Annotated in this window: 17 protein-coding genes and 1 tRNA gene; 12 read left to right on the top strand and 6 right to left on the bottom strand. The window is 36.7% G+C overall.

Annotated elements, in window-relative coordinates; translation table 11 throughout:
- Positions 1 to 8: 8 nt before the first annotated feature.
- Positions 9 to 1415: an L-dopachrome tautomerase-related protein gene (locus tag AC07UM_RS21800; RefSeq protein ID WP_494684959.1), complete on the bottom strand. Its 1407-nt coding sequence runs from the start codon at positions 1413 to 1415 to the stop codon at positions 9 to 11.
- 185 nt (positions 1416 to 1600) lie between these two features.
- On the opposite strand from AC07UM_RS21800, the gene AC07UM_RS21795 reads away from it, so the two are divergent.
- The 3 genes from AC07UM_RS21795 to AC07UM_RS21785 all read left to right on the top strand — a co-directional run bounded on the left by AC07UM_RS21795 (position 1601) and on the right by AC07UM_RS21785 (position 5485).
- Positions 1601 to 2443 carry an AraC family transcriptional regulator gene (locus AC07UM_RS21795; protein ID WP_236852515.1) on the top strand — a complete coding sequence of 281 codons (843 nt, stop codon included), beginning with the start codon at positions 1601 to 1603 and terminating at the stop codon, positions 2441 to 2443.
- A 158-nt stretch (positions 2444 to 2601) separates the two neighbouring features.
- Positions 2602 to 2675: transfer RNA gene (locus AC07UM_RS21790), tRNA-Asn, on the top strand.
- Between the two features lie 278 nt (positions 2676 to 2953).
- Entirely contained in the window at positions 2954 to 5485 is a 2532-nt protein-coding gene (locus AC07UM_RS21785; protein WP_494684960.1) for a DUF5686 family protein, read from the top strand.
- An 87-nt stretch (positions 5486 to 5572) separates the two neighbouring features.
- Here the strand turns inward: AC07UM_RS21785 and AC07UM_RS21780 are convergent, their stop codons facing one another.
- The 4 genes from AC07UM_RS21780 to rplU form a co-directional block, all read right to left on the bottom strand.
- Positions 5573 to 5746, bottom strand: coding sequence for a bacteriocin-like protein (locus AC07UM_RS21780; RefSeq protein WP_165790559.1), 174 nt, complete (start codon positions 5744 to 5746; stop codon positions 5573 to 5575).
- 202 nt (positions 5747 to 5948) lie between these two features.
- Entirely contained in the window at positions 5949 to 6116 is a 168-nt protein-coding gene (locus AC07UM_RS21775; RefSeq protein WP_494684961.1) for a hypothetical protein, read from the bottom strand.
- 199 nt (positions 6117 to 6315) lie between these two features.
- Positions 6316 to 6573, bottom strand: coding sequence for a 50S ribosomal protein L27 (gene rpmA, locus AC07UM_RS21770; RefSeq protein WP_027372929.1), 258 nt, complete (start codon positions 6571 to 6573; stop codon positions 6316 to 6318).
- A gap of 12 nt (positions 6574 to 6585) precedes the next feature.
- Positions 6586 to 7161 (bottom strand): 50S ribosomal protein L21, encoded by a 576-nt coding sequence (rplU, locus tag AC07UM_RS21765; protein WP_103231343.1) that lies wholly within the window; start codon positions 7159 to 7161, stop codon positions 6586 to 6588.
- 186 nt (positions 7162 to 7347) lie between these two features.
- On the opposite strand from rplU, the gene AC07UM_RS21760 reads away from it, so the two are divergent.
- The 8 genes from AC07UM_RS21760 (at position 7348) to AC07UM_RS21725 (ending at position 17403) form a co-directional block, all read left to right on the top strand.
- Positions 7348 to 8235: a neutral zinc metallopeptidase gene (locus AC07UM_RS21760; protein WP_494684962.1), complete on the top strand. Its 888-nt coding sequence runs from the start codon at positions 7348 to 7350 to the stop codon at positions 8233 to 8235.
- 150 nt (positions 8236 to 8385) lie between these two features.
- Positions 8386 to 9474, top strand: a complete 1089-nt coding sequence (locus tag AC07UM_RS21755; RefSeq protein ID WP_494684963.1) for an acyltransferase family protein — start codon at positions 8386 to 8388, stop codon at positions 9472 to 9474.
- Positions 9475 to 9549: 75 nt separating this feature from the next.
- On the top strand, positions 9550 to 10128 hold the full coding sequence (locus AC07UM_RS21750) for a MiaE family protein (protein ID WP_124535977.1): 579 nt from the start codon (positions 9550 to 9552) through the stop codon (positions 10126 to 10128).
- 31 nt (positions 10129 to 10159) lie between these two features.
- On the top strand, positions 10160 to 10777 hold the full coding sequence (locus tag AC07UM_RS21745; protein ID WP_236852507.1) for a DUF502 domain-containing protein: 618 nt from the start codon (positions 10160 to 10162) through the stop codon (positions 10775 to 10777).
- A gap of 92 nt (positions 10778 to 10869) precedes the next feature.
- Positions 10870 to 12246, top strand: a complete 1377-nt coding sequence (gene tnaA, locus AC07UM_RS21740; RefSeq protein WP_494684964.1) for a tryptophanase TnaA — start codon at positions 10870 to 10872, stop codon at positions 12244 to 12246.
- 331 nt (positions 12247 to 12577) lie between these two features.
- Complete coding sequence (locus AC07UM_RS21735) at positions 12578 to 13654, top strand: FAD-dependent monooxygenase (RefSeq protein WP_494684965.1); 1077 nt, start codon at positions 12578 to 12580, stop codon at positions 13652 to 13654.
- Positions 13655 to 13656: 2 nt separating this feature from the next.
- The gene (locus AC07UM_RS21730; protein ID WP_494684966.1) at positions 13657 to 14814 is read left to right on the top strand and encodes a pyridoxal phosphate-dependent aminotransferase; all 1158 of its coding nucleotides are present in this window, start codon (positions 13657 to 13659) and stop codon (positions 14812 to 14814) included.
- Between the two features lie 162 nt (positions 14815 to 14976).
- Positions 14977 to 17403, top strand: coding sequence for a TonB-dependent receptor plug domain-containing protein (locus AC07UM_RS21725; RefSeq protein ID WP_494684967.1), 2427 nt, complete (start codon positions 14977 to 14979; stop codon positions 17401 to 17403).
- A 193-nt stretch (positions 17404 to 17596) separates the two neighbouring features.
- Here AC07UM_RS21725 and AC07UM_RS21720 read toward each other — a convergent pair whose 3' ends face one another.
- On the bottom strand, positions 17597 to 18814 hold the full coding sequence (locus AC07UM_RS21720; RefSeq protein ID WP_494684968.1) for a PQQ-dependent sugar dehydrogenase: 1218 nt from the start codon (positions 18812 to 18814) through the stop codon (positions 17597 to 17599).
- A gap of 106 nt (positions 18815 to 18920) precedes the next feature.
- Here AC07UM_RS21720 and AC07UM_RS21715 point away from each other — a divergent pair, with 106 nt between their 5' ends.
- Entirely contained in the window at positions 18921 to 19292 is a 372-nt protein-coding gene (locus tag AC07UM_RS21715; RefSeq protein WP_103231334.1) for a BlaI/MecI/CopY family transcriptional regulator, read from the top strand.
- Position 19293: the final 1 nt, after the last annotated feature.

The raw sequence follows: 19293 nt of genomic DNA, 5'->3' as shown, positions 1-19293 counted from the left end.
TAAAAGACTTATAATTTAACCTTATAGATAAAATAAGGAGGCTTTCCGGCATCCGGCTGTCCTGAAAACGCGGTTGTCGTATGAAGCTGGTTGACCGAAATATACAGGTAACCATCATCGGAAACGGCAATATTATCAGGCCATTGTAGTTTTGGATCTTTAATAAACTCCGTCAGTTTTCCATTCTTATCCAGCTTACTGATCCCATGACCTCCAAGGTTTGTTATATAATGATTACCCTGTTTATCTGTGGCAACACCGTCACTCACGGGTTTTTCTCCAAATCTCTTAATAGCATTCCCAATCATACCATCATCTTTATTTTCCCTAAAAAGCCTGGCAGGAACTTCGTACCATGATGTTCCGTTCATAGAACCAAAGAACAGTGTTTCCCTGTCATCTGACAGCGTAATAGGATTAATTCCTACACGGGATGGTTTACCTCCAAAATCAATAACTTTCCCATCAATGATCATATCTACCTCTTCCGTCTGTAAAGCTGGATGGCCACTAAATCTTCTGGCTTTTTTCGTTTTTAGATTCAAAGCGATAATCCCAGGATTGGCTATATCTGCAAGGTAAGCCCATCCATTCTTTTCATCAATGGCAACATCCTGTACAAAACTGCCTTTAGGAGCAATATCATTGGGCAGTTCTATTTTTTCTGCTATTGTATTCTTTTTCAGGTCAAAACACCACAGACGCGTCTTTCCTAACTCCAAGCCCATATCAATCATCCAAAGGCGATTTTCCTTATCTATAATAACCCCAAGCGGTGTATCAAATTTGTTGTTGTCAGCCGGTTGGCCATTTTTCTGCAAATCAGCCGAAGGAAAAGATTTTGCTTTACCATTGACAATTTCAACCAACTGCTGTTTGGGACCGGATAAAGGATGCATTGTCGCAAATACTCTACCAGTATGGCTTACCGCTACATTTCCCGGTCGTACGTCATTAAACTGCGCAACAATTTCAAGGCTTTTCCCTTGCTCTGAAAGATAAGAAGCCGACCCATCTATCCAGTCTTTACGCACGGGAGTAAAGAAATCCAAATCTTCAGTTCCCTCTTCAAGACAGAAAAATTCATGGGTAACACCAGCCGGGATTACCAGCACGCCACCAGCTTTTACAATATATTCCTTATCATTCATAAGTACTTTTACACTTCCTTTATTAATATAGGTTACCTGCTCATTCGGATGATTATGGGGAGATACGTGTGCGCCTTTATCCATTTTCCAGAAGGCAAACGTGCTTTCCGAGCCAGATACCCATTTACGCTCCAATCCTTTCCCAACCTGCTCCCAGGTTCCTTTATTAAAATCAGTTTGGAGTATTTTCTGCTGAGCCGAAGCTACATTGAAGAAAAATAGAGATGCCATTGAAGACATAAAAAATAATGTATTGGTTTTCATTTGTATGTGGAATTATTATAATTTAATTCTTAATACTGAAGTTTGATCCTGTATGGAATCGTTTTTTTATTTCAGTAGAAACAATCAATATTAGATAAGGCAAAATTATACTGATAATTAGCAAATTACCGGTATAAAATTTCTTTATTTTTGTATAATTTTGCCAAGTAGATAAAATAACACTCATGAACAGAGATGTATTATATGAACCTTACAGCATTCATTTTGAAACATTAGAAACATTCCCGGATAAGGAAAGCAGGAAGAATTTTTTTGAACTTGTCTTCATTTTATCAGGAACAGGACAGCACTGCATTAATAAGCACAGTTTTTCGTATTCGGATAATCATATGTTTCTCCTGACTCCACAGGATTGCAGCCAGTTCTGGATTGATACTAAAACACGGTTTTTTTTCCTGAGGTTCAGCAATATTTATTTAAAAAATGATAAGATTTCAAAAGAGAATATCAAACGGCTGGAGTTTATTCTTGAAAATGCCAATCATAAACCTGGATGCATTTTAAAAAATCAGACAGACAAAACGCTTGTCCGTCCTATTGTAGAAGCTCTTATAAGAGAGGCTGTAAATAAGGATGTGTATCACAGCGATCTAACTGCACAACTCATTAATACGCTTATTGTTATTGTTGCCCGTAATATTGCGAAGTATCTCCCTCAGAAAATAGACGAAACTTCTGAGTCAAGAATTATTAATATTCTCAATTACATTCAGGCTAATATTTATGAACCTGAAAAAATACGAACTGAAAATATTTGTAAAATGTTTGGCTTTTCTGAAAATTACTTAGGAAAATATTTTAAGAAGCATAGTGGTGAAACACTGCAGTCTTATCTGAATAATTATAAAATGACTTTAATAGAGCATCGTTTAAAGCACAGCAGCAACCGAATTTCAGAAATTGCGGATGAACTGGGATTCACGGATGAGAGCCATCTTAATAAATTTTTTAAAACTCAGCATGGAAAAAGCCCCAAGGCCTATAGGCTGGAATTTATGAAGTCATGAATGGCAAATTGAGGCACTCCTGCCTTTCACAAAAAAATATTTAAAATTTAATTTATTGAAAAATAAAAAGATAGCTTTTTTCACTGAATATTCGAGAATAAAAACTTGCTTGGTACGGATATTCCTATTATATTTGCACCACTTAAAACAAAGAACATTCCTCCTTAGCTCAGTTGGTTAGAGCATCTGACTGTTAATCAGAGGGTCCTTGGTTCGAGCCCAAGAGGAGGAGCAGAAAGACTTACAGAAATGTAGGTCTTTTTTTATTCATCAACTCCTTAGAAAGAACATCCGGATAACTCATACATAGCAGGATGTATTAATTGTCATTAATTCATTGATTCTTATCCTTATAAGCATTAAAATTTCCCCATTAATTTTACCAAAAACATATATAATTTTTGCTACATTTGTCGTTTTATATAGTAGAATAAAAATATTTTATTTTTTTACCTTATTTTTTAAATAAACTGCATGCTTTTTGTTTATGCTAATTGCCTGAAGAAACGAATGATGTTAAACAATAACTCCCAAAAACACTATCTTTTATTTTTTTTCCTAATCCTCGCCAGTTCGGTATCCGCACAAAACAAAGCCAGCGGTAAGGTGGTTGACGAAAAAAACAACAAAGAGCTCACTAAAGTTGATATTTTTATCAACGATAATAAAATGCCTTCCCTGACGACAACATCAGGAAGTTTCACTGTACAATCAGACAGCATCATCCATAAATTAAAATTTTCCAGAAAAAATTATACTTCAGAAACGCTTGATATCACTCCAGAAAATGCTGAAAATGTTTTCGTACAGCTTTCCCAGGCTAAAGTAAGTGACATCCAGGAAGTAGTATTACAAGGTGGAAAAACCAAATACAAGAACAAAAAAGAAAATCCTGCTTATGCCATCATGCAGAAAGTATGGGCACAAAAAAGAAATAACGGGTTAGAAAAGTTTGATACCTATTCGTACAAAGAATACGAAAAAACCCAGTTTGACCTTAACAATCTGGACAGTGCATTCATGAAGAAAAAGATTTTCAATAAACTGGATTTCATTTTCAATTATGCAGATTCTACAGCGAGCGGAAGGCTTGGTCTTCCTATCTTCCTGAATGAAGCCGTCTATGAAAATTATGGTAAGAACAGACCTGACAAGAACAGTAAAAGAACACTGGTAGCCCAAAAGACTTCAGGATTTCAGGACAATCAGGTAATTACCGTTTCCGCCAAAAACCTATATCGTGACATCAATATCTATGATAATACGCTGAATTATTTTGATATCGGATTCCAGAGCCCGGTAGGGAGTGACGGATTTGGAACATATGATTACAACCTGACGGATACTATTACCATCCGCGGTGAGAAAGCTTTTCAAATAAGATATCAACCTAAAAGAAAAGATGTTCTTGCATTCCAGGGAAATCTGTACATTGACACGGATACCTATGCTGTATTGGGAGCGACTTTAAAATCAACCCAGAAAATTGGAGTGAACTTCATCAACAGTGTGTATACACAGGTAGAGTATGATAATCCGGATGAATCAACATTTCTTCCTAAAAAGTTGGTTACAGAATTTGAAATGAGCCCTTTTTCAAAAAAGAAAGGATCCAAAAGTATTATAGCCAAAAGATCGGTAGATTACTCCGATTATGAATTCAACAAACCTCTTGATCCAAAAGTCTTCAAACGCACGGAGGAAGAATATGAGGACAAGTTTACGAATAAAGACGACGCCTATTGGACCAAAGCCAGACCTGATACTTTATCTAAAGCAGAACAGGGTGTTTACAACATGCTTGATCAGCTTCAGCAGACCCCAAAATTCAATCGGATGGTAAAACTGGTTGAAACCCTTGGTTCCCGTTATTACAATGCCTTTAAAGGGATAGATATCGGTCCTATTTTTTCAATTTATGGAAGAAATGAAGTAGAAGGAGATAGGATAAGGCTAGGAGCAAGATCTTATTTTGGATTGAATGATCCGTGGAGAGTTCAGTTTTATACTGCATATGGCTTCAAAGATCAACAGTTCAAATACGGAGTGGAAGCAAGATATATGTTCAATAGACTCAACCGCTTCATGATTGGGGCAGGAACCAGCAGAGACATTGTTCAGCTTGGCGGACAGCTTACTGCCGGAGATGGAGTTGCCTCCCGTTCTTTATCTTCCAGTACTTTCTTTGCGAGAGGAGAAAATATTTCTTTAAGTTCTGTAAACCAGACCAATGTTTTCGCCGCCATTGAACCCTGGAAGAATTTCCAGATAAGAGTAGACGGAGTGATGCAGAGCGTTAAATCGGCTATTCCTGAAAAGTTCAACCTTATGTATTTTAAGGATGGGCAGCTGCGACAAACAACTAATGATTCTCACGTAACCATCAGTTTAATAGCAAAACCCGGAGCAAAATTTTCACAAACCGGTATTGACCGATATCAGGCGAGGAATCTGGCTCCTACAATTGTTTTAAGATATACCAGAGGTATAGAAGGACTTTTCAATGCGGATTTCAATTATGACAAGCTGCAATTCCTGCTTTATAAACCATTTTTGATTGGAAGCATGGGAAAATTGATTGTTAATTTTGAAGCCGGGAAAAACTTCAATACCGTTCCTTTGGCATTGCAGAATATCATTCCGGCCAACCTTTCCTATGGGCTGGCACCTAATACATTTTCCCAGCTAAACTATTATGAATTTGTAGCTGATGCTTATACCACCCTTCATTTGGAACATCATTTTAATGGTAAAATACTTTCTTATATTCCTTTGATTAAAAAACTGAAGTTAAGAGAAGTTGGTTTTATCAGAGCTGCTTACGGAACATTAAGCGATGCCTCCAAAGCAATCAATGTAGAAGGTTTTAAATACTCTGCACCAAGCGAGCACATTTATTATGAGTATGGTTTCGGGATTGAAAATATCGGAGTCGGAAACCTAAGAATTTTCAGAGTTGATTTCAACTGGAGAGGAAACTATCTCGACAGACCGGATATTTCAAAATTCGGTGTTAAAGCAGGATTCCAGGTAGGATTTTAAACCATAAATATTATAAAACAAGATCGGCGGCTTCTTTGAAGCCGCCGATCTTTTATTTTCAGCTTTATAAAAAATCAGAGATGATGATTAAAAGCACTCACAAGGCTCTTCTACATCAAGAAGGCAACGCATCTTTTGTTCCGGTGTCATACCACACCAGATATCACATGATCTGATTGGTTTTGGCGGGCATAATCCTAAAGCTGCTCCTCCATTGATTTCTTTAAGGTTTTTCTTCGTTAATTTCTTTAAATTTTTCATGATAAATTAGTTGTAATTTGCTGCCTACTCTATTTACTTTTCGGCTATCGTAATGATCTTTCATGATCACAAACAAATATATAAATATTTCACTATTACAGGATAACTTTAAACTTTTTTAACTTTTAATAAAAAAGCCGAACCTTATATAAAGATTCAGCTTTCACCGATATTGTAAAAAATCGGCGCATTATATCAAATCTCAATCAAGACATTCTGTACATGGCTGAGAAAGCATACAGTTTGATTTTTGCCACGGAGACCATCTGCACCATTCATCACAAGATTGAAACATGGATGGGCAGGTTGCTGCTACTCCCCCTGTCATACTTTTTAAATGCTTCTTGGTTAATTTTCTTAGATTTTTCATAGATATTTTGTTTTAATTTGCCGCCTACTCTATATGCTTTTCGGCCTACGCAACTGATTCATAATTGGACAGTTAACAAATATAAAAATATTTCACAAAGAAATGAATATCTATGAAAATGTTTTGGTGCAATTGAATAAACAAAAAAGCCTCAGTAAATAAATACTGAGGCTTTAATTTTTATAAAACGCTTAATTAATTATGCGTTTGGTTCTACAGATACGAAAGATCTGTTGTTTGCTTTCTTTCTGAAAACTACTTTACCATCTACTAATGCAAACAAAGTGTGATCTTTACCGATTCCCACGTTATCACCTGGGTGGTGCTGAGTACCTCTTTGTCTAACAATAATATTTCCGGCAATAGCTGCTTGTCCTCCGAAAATCTTCACACCTAATCTTTTAGAGTGAGACTCTCTACCGTTCTTGGAACTACCGACTCCTTTCTTGTGTGCCATTTTATTACTGGATTATTTATTAAGTGCTTTAAATTGATCGATATTCTTAATGATAGCAGCATCTACTTCTTCATGAGTAAGAATATTCTTTTCTAATTCAACTTTAACTGCTTTACCTAAAGTAATTAAAGTTTCTCTGTTCTCTTTAGACTGAGACAAGTTGTTTTTCTTTAAGTGATAGTTCAGCTCGTGATCTTCACTAAAGTTAACAGTTGCGTTGTCTGAAAGAACTTCACCTTTCACAGTTTCTTTTTTAGCAGCTTTCTTAGCTCCTGCTTCAAAACCTGTAATACCAGTGATTACGATTTGAGTTAAAGATTGTCTGTGACCGTTTTTCACTTTGTAACCTTTTCTTCTTTTCTTTTTGAAGATGATTACTTTATCAGCTTTTACGTGGTCAAGGATCTCTGCTTCTACAGTGATTCCGTTTACAGCTGGGGCGCCTACAGTGATTGCTCCGTTTACAGTAAGAAGAACTTTATCGAAAGAAACTTTTCCTCCTTTATCTCCTTTTAAACGGTTTACAAACAACTTCTGGTCTTGCTCAACTTTGTATTGAAGCCCTGCTATTTCTACAATTGCAAACATTGTTTATAAATTTTTAGTTATTTCGAGGTGCAAATATACATATAAATTTCTAAATAGCTTACAATCAAAGCAATGTTTTTTTAATATAAATCCTATTCACTATGCTTTGAATAATTTTTTACAATAAAGTACTCACACTTAAGAGATAATTTCATACATTCGTTTTACCAAATTGAATTTATATATATGAAAAGAAACTTTAATCTCTGCTTATTAGCAGGCGCCATCGCTGTTACATCATTAGCAGCATGTAGTGATGACCAAATGGACAACAGTGTTCAACCTCAGCCAGAAGCACTTAGTGCAAAAATTGATCAACCGGGAGATTTGGAAAAAATCTGTTACTATGTAGATAACAACTGGAGCTCCAATTCAGTTTTAGTGACAGGACTTCAAAACTCCACAGATACCAATTTTATGAATTCACAGATGACTAAAATTGCAAGCTTATGGGGAAGAAGCAATCCTACGTTGAGATTTGTGAATGATCCATCCAATTTCAATTCAACGTATAATGCGATTTCCTATTCTACAGGGAAAATCTATTATGGGTATGCCATCTATTATGATGCAAAAGCAAAAGGAGGCGATATTGTCAATGCAATGATCCTTGCTCATGAGTATGGACATCAGCTGCAATATATCTTTGGACTTCCTTCTGTTAATGAAAATACAGCAAGACCTAATGAGCTTGAAGCTGACGGTTTCGCAGGGTACTATTTGAGAAGACCAAATGGCTACAACAAAACCAATTTCTCTGAAATTGCCGCTGCTTACGAGTTTGCACAAAGCATTGGAGATTATCAGACAAACAGTCCTGGTCACCACGGAACCCCTGCACAGAGAAGATCAGCAGTTCGTTTAGGATTTCTTTTAGGACAGTATGATCTTAATGCTTCAAATTTCGATTATAACTTCTTCTATTATTATCAAGGAGTATTAAATGGCACCTATAAGATGGCTAAAAACACAGTAAATCCTGAAATTGACGCATACATGAGTCAGTATATCGATGAGCTGAGAAAAATTCAGTCAGGAGAAATTTCTGCAGAAGAATTTAAGCATCTTAAATAAACAAGAACATTCATTTTTAGCATATTTAAGAAAGGAGGCGGGCAGTATGTTCCGCCCCTTTTTTTGTTTTTAAAAACCTTTTTATGTTTTATAAAATCAATTTGTTTGTATTTTTGAAAAAATAACAAAAGAACTTCCAATCAATCTAAAATGAACAGAGATCTCTATATTGATTTCGCCAAAGGACTGGCAACACTCTCCATTATCTTTATCCATACAGCTTTCTGGTCTGGGCAGTTTTATATTCCCGCAGAAGTAAGAGTCTTCTCTCTTGTTTTTGATGTGGCTCTATTTTATGCACTCAGTGGTATTACCTCAGGAGCCAATATTGAAAAAACATTGTACCGTCTTCTAAAACTGCAGATCACTTATATGATTTTTGTGACTTTCCTATTCTTTTTAGATTATTTTTTTAAAGTTTTCGGGCTCAGTTTCTTTTCCATGGAATGGCTTCAGAGTTTTTATTCAACATTTGGTTCCAAATACGCCACGACCAGTATTTCAACTTATCCTCAATGGGAAAATCTGGGCAATTGGTATCTTCATCAGTATACCAATGCAGATACATTTCCGGTGGTTATGGGAAGCTTTTGGTATCTGAAAGTATATTTTATCCTTACTGTTTTCGGAGTGCTTATCCTAAGATTTTTCCCGAAGCACATCAATTGGTTCATTGGACTTAGCATCGCTTTAACCTTATTATTCAACATTTTCCCGGAATATTATCCGACAGGACAGGTGGGATATGTTGCCTTTTATCTTGCTGTCTTTCTAATCGGAAACAAAATGCGTGGAAAAAAAATACCGACCAAAGCAATTCCTGTACTATACGCACTTGTTGCAGCATCTCTTATATGGTTGTTCTTGTATTATGGAGGGGAGATTTTTTATAAGATCAATAAAAATAAATTCCCACCCAAGATTCCTTATATCATCTGGGCATTGTTCTCTCTGGTAACATTATTTGTTCTCTATAACCGTTTAAAAATCACAAAAGAAAGCCTTATCACCCATATTGGAAAGAATGCTATTTTCTTCTACTTTGCACAAGGGATCAGCTCCTCACTGGTTTATTTCCTGGTAGTTCCTTTGAAAGAAAATATGCCTTGGTGGATTCTGATGGTCTTTATTTATGTTCTTAATATCATTCTTGCTTTCATTATAGCTGCAGGACTAAAAAAAGTAGACGATCTGGGATGGCAAATCTTAGGGTTTTTAAGAAAAAAAACGGCTTCTTAACAGATTAGCAGTCAATTTGAAATAAAATAATCTTTATTATCGCAATTTATTTTAATTTTACAAAAAATTCAAAACATGTTTAAGTTGAAACTTCCCACCGATCCAAGGTGGGCAAATATTGCAGAAGGAAACATAGGAGAAATTTTAACAGATCATGCGTGGTGCGAACAGAAAGCCACAACAAATGCCATCAGTTTAATCAATATGCTCCCCGAACATCCGGAAATCGTCACAGAACTTATTGCCATTGCGCAGGAAGAGCTTGACCATTTCAGCCAGGTTCACGAAATTATCAAAAAGAGGGGCTTCGTTTTCGGAAAAGCCAGAAAAGATGATTACGTTAATGAACTGGCTAAGTTTGTTGTTCAGGGAAGCAGAGAAGACCTGATTGTTGACAAACTGCTTTTCGCGGCAATGATTGAAGCAAGAAGTTGTGAAAGATTCAAAGTTCTTACCGAAAATATTAAGGATGAAGAGCTTAAAACTTTCTATAAAGAATTAATGATCTCAGAAGCTAATCACTATACGACTTTCATTGGTTTCGCAAGACAGCTGGGTGATATCGAAAAGGTAAACCAACGCTGGGAAGAATGGCTGGAATACGAAGCTAGTATTATCAAATCCTATGGGAATAAAGAAACCATTCACGGTTAACATATAAACAGTAAAGAATAAAGAGTAAACGTTGAAGAAACCAAGCTTTGAAAATATCGCCAATCTATTTCTGAAAAACTTTTTTCAGGGATTAGTGATCATTGGTCCTATCGGGCTTACCATTTTTGTCATCTGGTATGTGGTAAGTGCTATTGACAATCTTATCCCCTCTCTTGCCAAGCAGGTGCCGGGGCTTGTTTTCGTATCAATCATACTGTTTACAGCAATTTTAGGATTTTTAGGAAATAAATTCGTAGTCGGAAGGTTCTTTTTCGATACGATGGACAGCTTACTGGAGAAAACTCCGGGAGTAAAACACATTTACACTCCTACGAAAGATGTCATGTCTTCATTCGTAGGCGACAAGAAAAAATTCAACGATCCTGTATGGGTAAAAACCAATGAAAATCCAGAAATCTGGAGAATCGGTTTTTTAACTCAAAAAGAAATGTCGGACGTTGACAAGCATAATTACGTTGCGGTATATCTTCCCCACTCGTACGCCATCTCGGGCTGGGTAATTGTTACTGAAGAAAAAAACATCAAACCTGTAGTGGGAATGACAGCAGCTTCTGCAATGAAGTTTGCAGTGAGTGGCGGTGTAGCCGGCTTCCATTCTGATGAAAATATATTTAAGGCACCGGAATAATTCTTTCCTACGTCTTATGTATACATTGATGAATTTTGAAATTATTTTCAAACACATTTTCTTTACAAACAATTTAAAACATATTTTAACTCATGAAATTACCGTACGCGGAGCCTTTCCGCATTAAAATGGTGGAGGAAATCTACCAATCTACCAGAGAAGAAAGAGAGCAATGGCTTAAAGAAGCTAATTATAACCTTTTCAACTTAAAATCTTCACACGTTTATATTGACCTTCTTACCGATTCCGGAACCGGAGCAATGTCCGATAGACAATGGGGTGCTTTAATGACCGGAGATGAAAGTTATGCCGGATCACGTTCTTTTGAACAATTACAAAAAACAGTAGAAGGAATCACCGGATTCAAATATTTATTGCCCACTCACCAGGGAAGAGCCGCGGAAAACGTTCTTTTCTCAGTATTGGTAAAAGAAGGCGACGTAGTTCCCGGGAACTCTCATTTTGACACTACAAAAGGACATATCGAAATCAGAAAGGCACATGCTATCGACTGTACAATAGACGAAGCTTTTGACATTAATGATCTTCACCCTTTCAAAGGAAACATCAACCTTGAAAAACTGGAAGAAGTTTACAAAAGCCATCCTAAGGAAAACATTCCTTTCTGCTTAATTACAATCACTTGTAATTCTTCAGGAGGCCAGCCTGTTTCTTTGGAAAATATGAAAGCTGTAAAAGCGCTTTCAGATCAGTATGGGATTCCCGTATTCTTCGATTCGGCGAGATTTGCTGAGAATGCCTACTTCATCAAAAAAAGAGAAGCAGGGCAGGAAAACAGAAGCATCAAGGAAATCTGCAAAGAAATTTTCTCTTATGGAGACGGAATGACAATGAGCTCCAAAAAAGACGGTCTTGTCAATATCGGTGGGTTCATTGCGTTGAATAATGAAGACGTTTTCAGAAAAGCATCCAACTTCACCATCATCTATGAAGGATTTATTACCTATGGAGGAATGGCTGGAAGAGACATGGCAGCATTGGCCGTAGGTCTGGATGAAGCAACTGAATTTGCTTACCTTGAAAGCAGAATCTCTCAGGTTGAATATCTTGGAAATAAACTGATTGAATATGGAATCCCTGTTCAGAAGCCAATTGGAGGACACGCTGTATTCATCGATTCTTTAAACTTCCTTCCGAATGTTTCCCGTGAAGAATATCCGGCACAGACATTAGGTCTTGAAATTTATAAAGAAGCAGGAATCAGAACCGTAGAAATCGGAACGTTACTCGCTGACAGAGATCCTGCAACAAGAGAAAACCGTTATCCGAAATTAGAATTGGTACGTCTGGCAATTCCTAGAAGGACCTATACGAATAACCACATGGATTATATTGCTGCGGCTATAAAGAACGTTTATGAAAGACGTGAAGAAATAGCAAAAGGATATAAAATCGTCTGGGAACCGGAAATCTTAAGACATTTTACAGTTCAGCTTGAAAAAGCTTAATGATAAAACCGGAATTTTTTCCGGTTTTTTTATGCATTACAGTTAAAAGCATATTACAGAAACAAATTTTTATTTTCTCACAAACCATTTTACTCAATAAAAAATTATTCATCCATAACAACATATATGTTTTATAAATACATATAAATCAACTATATATATTTATGGACACGCATATACCATTTTTTTCATTCTATTTTTCTCAAAATCAAAATCAAATAATTTCATTTTTATCAATAGTAACTGTTTTTAATTTTAATTTTGTACTGATTTAATGAAGTAGATTTAAAAAATACTCAAAAAACCAACCTGAAAATCCGTTATTCCGAAAATGAACAAAATTGCTGTCGTGGGCGCTGGTATTTCCGGCTTAAGCATGGCGAATTACTTAGAAAAAAAGAAGATAGATTATCACATTTACGAACGAAGAAAAAAAGAAGATTTGGCAGGCCACGGCTTTCTCATTCCGCAGGAGGGGATGAACTATCTTTATCAGATTATTGATCCCGGCCTTCTTCATAAGCATGGAAATTTCCTGAAAAAATACATACAATATTCCCATACAGGAAAAATACTTGCAGAAAAGGAGTTGGACAGTGTTTTTGCTATTTCGAGACATCAATTAATTGATCTGCTATACCAAAACATTTCCCCTGAAAAAATAACCTACGAGGAAACTATTATTTCCGATGGTAAGCAGGGTGGAAAAATGAAACTTTCTGACGGAACTGATATTGATGATGACATCATTATTATTTCTGACGGTTCCAGAAGCCACATCAGAAAGGAACTTTTTAAAGATGAAAAAATAAGAATCGTAAGAGAAAGTGAAGTGGTAAATATCATTGAAAATAAAGAGATTGCAGAATCCCTTGAAAATGATTTTATGAAATTTCATCATGAAGAAGGCGGACTGACTTTCGGAATTCTCAAACTTTCCGAAGATACAATTCTTTGGTATTCGCAGTTTGACAACGAGAAATACCGTATCAATGATTGTTCTGCCGACAATCTAAAGAAATATATGCTTGAAGTTTTTGAAAAATGGCATCCTTTAGTCCCGTCAATCATAAAAAAATCAGACTACAAAAACGTACATTTATGGCGCGTTTATGAATTGGAAAAACTGAATCCATTTTATAAAGACAACGCTGTATTCATCGGTGATGCAGCACATCCACTGATTCCATTTACAAGTCAGGGAGTTACTTCAGCACTGAAAGATTCATTTACACTAACTAAATATTTAGTTGAAAAGAATACTACAACAGAAGCCTTCAGTAAATATGAAGCAGAAAGGAAACCGGAAATTGAAGTCCACATCAACAATGGAAGGACATTACTGAATCAGTTTCTACTTCCGCTTGACCAGCAAACAGAAAATATTTTACCTATATCATACAAATAAAAATGTTTACCAATAACGATATCAACTTTGAAGCACTCAAAAGAAAAGCCTACAACGGAAGATGGGCAACCCTGGAAGAAGGAATTATCCCTTTAACAGCAGCCGATCCCGACTTCAGAACTGCCCCAGAAATAGAACAGGGAATTATAGAATATCTTAAAGACGGCTATCTGAGCTACGGACCGTTCTCCGGACTTCCTGAATTCAAGAAAAGCGTTGCAGATCACTTTAACAAAGAAAAACAGGGCACCTTTTCTCCTGAAAATATACTAGCAGTCAACAGCGCCGCCCAGGGAATGTACCTCATCGCATCCTATGTTCTGAATCCGGGAGATGAAGCCATTATTCTGGATCCTGTAGATTTTCTTTTCAAAAAATCGGTAGAGACTGCTGCTGGAAAAGTAGTACTCTGCCCTGTTGACACCACTACCGGAGAAATTGATTTCGAAAAAATGATTTCTTTAATCAATTCGAAGACCAAGCTTATCAGCATATGCAATCCACACAATCCATTGGGCAAGGTCTATTCTAAAGAAATATTAATAAAAATTGCAGAGATCGCTTCAGCGCATGATCTGTGGGTAATGAGTGATGAGATCTGGAGTGATATTATCTATGATAATAAAGATTTCTATACCTACTCTTCCGTTTCTGAAAAGGCAAAGAAAAAGAGCTTTACCGTCTATGGTTTTTCAAAATCTTTTGGGATCGCCGGACTGAGAATTGGAGCAGTATTGTGTAACGACCAGGATATTCTTGAAGATTTTACAGAAAAGTCTAATTTCAATTCTACGATAGAAGGAGTTTCCACCTTATCACAGATTGCCGGAAGTGTGGCATTGGAGAAAGCAAAACCCTGGTATAAAGAATTTTTAAATCATTTACAGAGCAACAGAGATCTTGCTTTTAGATTATTGAGCCGTTCAGAAATTGTAACACCCAACCTACCCGAAGCTACTTTTGTATTATTTCCAAAGATTGAAAACGGAATGTCCAGTGATGAGTTCGCCCAACATGTCTTAACACAAGGAAAAGTGGCCATTGTTCCCGGATCAGAAAGATGGTTTGGAAAGGGAGCAGAAGGTCATATCAGAATTTGCTTTTCTACATCACAGGAAATTTTAGAAGAAGGAATTAATAGAATCATTACCAGTTTTTAACATTAAAATTTTTCATTAAATTTCAATATTATATTATTATTTTTCTAAACACCTAACAAATCAACACCGAATTAATATATTCGTATCGATTATTTTATTTTAGTGCTGATTTAAAAATAAATATTAATAATTTTGATGGAATCACTACGCAAAATTATTAATATGAGAATAAAATACATCAGCATCTTCTTACTTGGAGCAACTACCTTTTCCTATGCCCAACAAATAAAGGATACTCTGAAAGAATCAAAAATAGACGAAGTTGCCATTACCGGAAGCCGGAATAAAAAAAGAACGGTCGTTAATACTCCTGTTCCTATTGATATCATTGATATCAAACAGGTAAGCCAGTCAACAGGACAGGTGGAAATCAACCAATTGCTCCAGTTTTCTGCTCCTTCTTTTAATTCCAATAAACAATCAGGATCTGACGGTGCTGATGCAGTAGATCCTGCTACTTTAAGAGGCCTTGGTCCCGACCAGACTTTACTCCTTTTGAATGGAAAAAGATATCACCAGTCATCACTGATCAACCTTTTCGGAACCAAAGGCAGAGGAAATACAGGGTATGACATGAACACGATTCCCATCGGTGCCATCAAGAGAGTGGAAGTTCTTCGTGACGGGGCTTCAGCTCAATACGGTTCGGATGCTATCGCAGGGGTAATCAATGTTATTCTTAATGACCGTGATAAAGGTTTTGAGGGGAATGTATTCACAGGGATGAACCTTTTCAAAAGTCCCGGAAATAATGATATCGTTTCTGATCATAAAATAGACGGAACGACCTTTGATTTCAGCGGAAATTTAGGAACAAAAATAGGTTCAAAAGGTGGTTTCGGAAACTTTACCGTAGAATTTATCAACAAAGATTATGCGATACGAAATGCAAATCCGGATATGTATACCGCGCCAAGACAACGTTTTGGAGATGCCAAGGCTCAAAATATTTACTTTTTCGGAAATATTGAAGTTCCTTTATCTGACGGACTGAAGTTCTATTCCCGTCAGGGCTTTTCACATAGAAATACTAAGGCATATGCCTGGACCAGAACACCGGATGCAGATGGAAATATTCCTGAGGTTTACCCAACAGGATTCAATCCAATTGAAAATACCAGTATTACAGATTTCACTTTTGACAACGGCTTAAAATTCAAAGTTGCTGACTGGGATGTAGATTTTTATAATGCTTTTGGTAACAATAGATTTACTTATCAGATTGACAATACAATCAATGCCACTTTAGGAATTAAATCACCTACAAGCTTTAATGCCGGAGGGCATTCATTGCTCCAAAATACAACGGGTTTTAATGCTGTTAAACAATTCAAAGTACTGGAAGGGCTTAATGTTGCTTTCGGATCAGAATTCCGGTATGAAAAATTCAATATTATTAAAGGCCAGGAGGCATCTTATGCAATGTATGATGTGAATGGAAATATCGTGACTCCTAACACTCCTCAAAATCAACTGGTAACCAATCCTTTAAGCGGAGAAGTAAGACCGGGCGGTTCTCAGGGGTTTCCAGGCTATTCTACAGATATTGGGAAAAGCAGAAATAACTTTGCTGCTTATGTAGACACTGAACTTGATATTACTAAAAGCTGGATGGTAAGTGTTGCCGGAAGATTTGAAAATTACAATGATTTCGGAAGCACTCTGAACGGAAAATTTGCAACAAGGTATGCCATTACCCCACAATTTGCCTTCCGTGGGTCTGTTTCTACCGGATTCAGAGCTCCGTCATTGGCGCAGAAATATTACAGCCAGCAGTTTACCAACTTTCAGGGCGGTCAGCTGGTTACCATCCAGCTGGCTTCTAATGACAGTGATCTGGCCAAGAGAGTGGGAATTGCACAGCTAAAACAGGAAACATCCGTAAACGGAAGTGCTGGTTTCACTTATAATACAGGAAAATTCACTGCAACAATAGATGGGTATTACATCAACGTAAAAAACAGAATTGTTCTCACAGGAAACTTTTCAAGAGATGATCTCCCTGCAGATGTTCAGACAGATTATCCCTATATTGACCAGGCCCAGTTCTTTTCTAATGCGATCAATACGCGTACAAAAGGGATAGATCTTATTTTAAGCTATACCGAAAACATTGGCTCCGGAAAGCTAACGGCAACCTTAGCCGGAAACTATAATGATATGGAAATTACGAAAGTGAATACTTCTGAGCAGCTGGCAGGAAAAGAAGACATTTATCTGAGCAAAAGAGAAAGAGGATTCATTCTGGCTTCTGCTCCGAAAACGAAGGTTAATTTAAACCTTAATTATAAAATCAACAAATTCAATGTGAATCTGCAAATGGTAAGATTTGATAAAGTAACTTTAATCGGTTATGATGAGGTAGAGCAGATTTATAACCCGAAAGTAACTACCGATCTTTCCTTTGGCTATGAATTCTGCAAAAATCTGAATCTGACTTTAGGAAGTAAAAACCTATTCAACAGATATCCGACATTGCAAACCACCCAGGTAAGCAGTGGAAACACAGAATCCGGAGGTATTTTTGATCCTGTACAGATGGGATTTGCCGGAAGACAGGTTTTTGCCAGACTTAACTTTAAGTTTTAAGAAAATAAAAAGGAACTGTATCAAAGGTTAGCAATTTGATCTTTGTCATTAACTATATCGAATCTTCTATTTCTGACGAAGAAAGAATCTTATTTAAAAGCCCATTACAAAAGATTCTTCACTACATTTCTGAACTACGTTCGCAAACTTTCAGTCTGTGTTTAGAATGACACTTTTGATACAGCTCCTTTTTTTATTTTTTTGAAATTTTATAAAGCTTACCGCTGTCTGTTACGGCATACAGATGACCATCAATTCCGTTCAATACATCCCGGAAACGTTCTTTCTGATCTGCCAGAAGACGTTCTTCTCCTACTACTTTATTATTTTTCATGATAATTCTGTCGATGTGCTCACCACTTAAACATCCTATAAAAAGATTTCCTTTCCATTCTTCGATATTCCCGGTATAAAAAGTAATCCCGCTTGGTGAGATCACAGGATCCCAATAATAAACGGGCTGTTCGGTTCCTTCTTTTTGGGTAATCCCTTGTCCTACTTTATCCCCGGAATATTCAATTCCGTAGGTAACATCTCCCCATCCGTAGTTTTTCCCGGGCTGGATCAGATTGATTTCGTCTCCGCCCCTTGGTCCCATTTCCACATCCCAAAGGTTTCCTTGTGGATCAATAGCCATACCCTGTGGATTTCGGACGCCATAGGCATAGATTTCCGGTTTATAGCCTTGCTTTCCTATAAAAGGATTTCCGGGAGCGGGTTTACCATCTTTTGTGATCTTTAGAATTTTTCCAAGATAATTATCTGTTTTCTGGGCATACACCCTCGTCACCTTATCTGATCTTTCCCCAGTACTGACAAATAAATTTCCCTCTTTATCAAAAGCCAGACGACTTCCATAATGCTTATCTCCATCATAAGAAGGTTCTGCGCGGAAAATCACTTTTACGTCTGATATATTTTTAAAATCTCCAGATAATTTACCTTTCGCCACAGAAGTCAGGTTTCCTTTTCCAAAAGGTTCCGAGAAACTGAAGTAAATCATAGTATTGGTTTTAAAATCAGGATCAAGGGCTACATCCAACATTCCTCCCTGCCCTTTCGAATCCACTTTTGGAAAGCCTTCTATTTTTGACACTTGTTTTCCATCTGTTGAAACAACATTCATATGGCCATTCTTATCGGTAATGAGAAATCTTCCGTCAGGCAGATTGATAATCCCCCAAGGTCTTCCCAAATCCTTACTTAATACTTCTACATGGTAAGCTGTTTTTGTCTTTACTGCAGTAATTCTTGTCTGTCCTTTAAATGCCGGTTTGTAGTCTGAATTGGGATTATCGGTCTCTACACTTCCGTCATTTCCGGTCTTCTGAGCATTCGCATGATTTTCTTTGCATGAGGACAAAATAAGAAAAAGGCTGAGCGCCGGAACATAAAATTGATTGATTTTCATAACATTATGATTAGGTGATTCTACATTGAATGGAAAAATAATGCCATAAAGTTTGTGTATATTAATTTTTATTCTACATTTGTAGAACAAATTACAATCTTGTAGAATGAAAGAGATTAAATTAACAGATTCTGAAAAAGGACTCATGGAAATCCTTTGGGAAAAGAAAACAATTTTCATGAAGGATATTCTGGATGCTTATCCGGAACCCAAACCTGCACCTACAACTATTGCTACCTTGCTTAAAAGAATGCAAAATAAGGAGTTGGTAGGCTATAAACTGTATGGAAACTCCCGTGAATACTACCCAAAGGTAGAAAAAGGGGAATATTTCAAGGAAGAAATGACTTCCATGATTGACCGTTTTTTCAATAGCTCGGTAACACAGTTCGCATCATTTTTTACTTCAAATGCAAAACTCAGCCAAAAGCAACTGAAAGAACTTCGTGATATTATAGATGAACAGATAAAAGAATAGA

This window comes from Chryseobacterium sp. GW821-FHT04C04 (assembly GCF_059420365.1).
The sequence above is the reverse complement of the archived record's forward strand: the minus strand, read 5'-3'. Positions and strand labels throughout refer to the sequence as shown.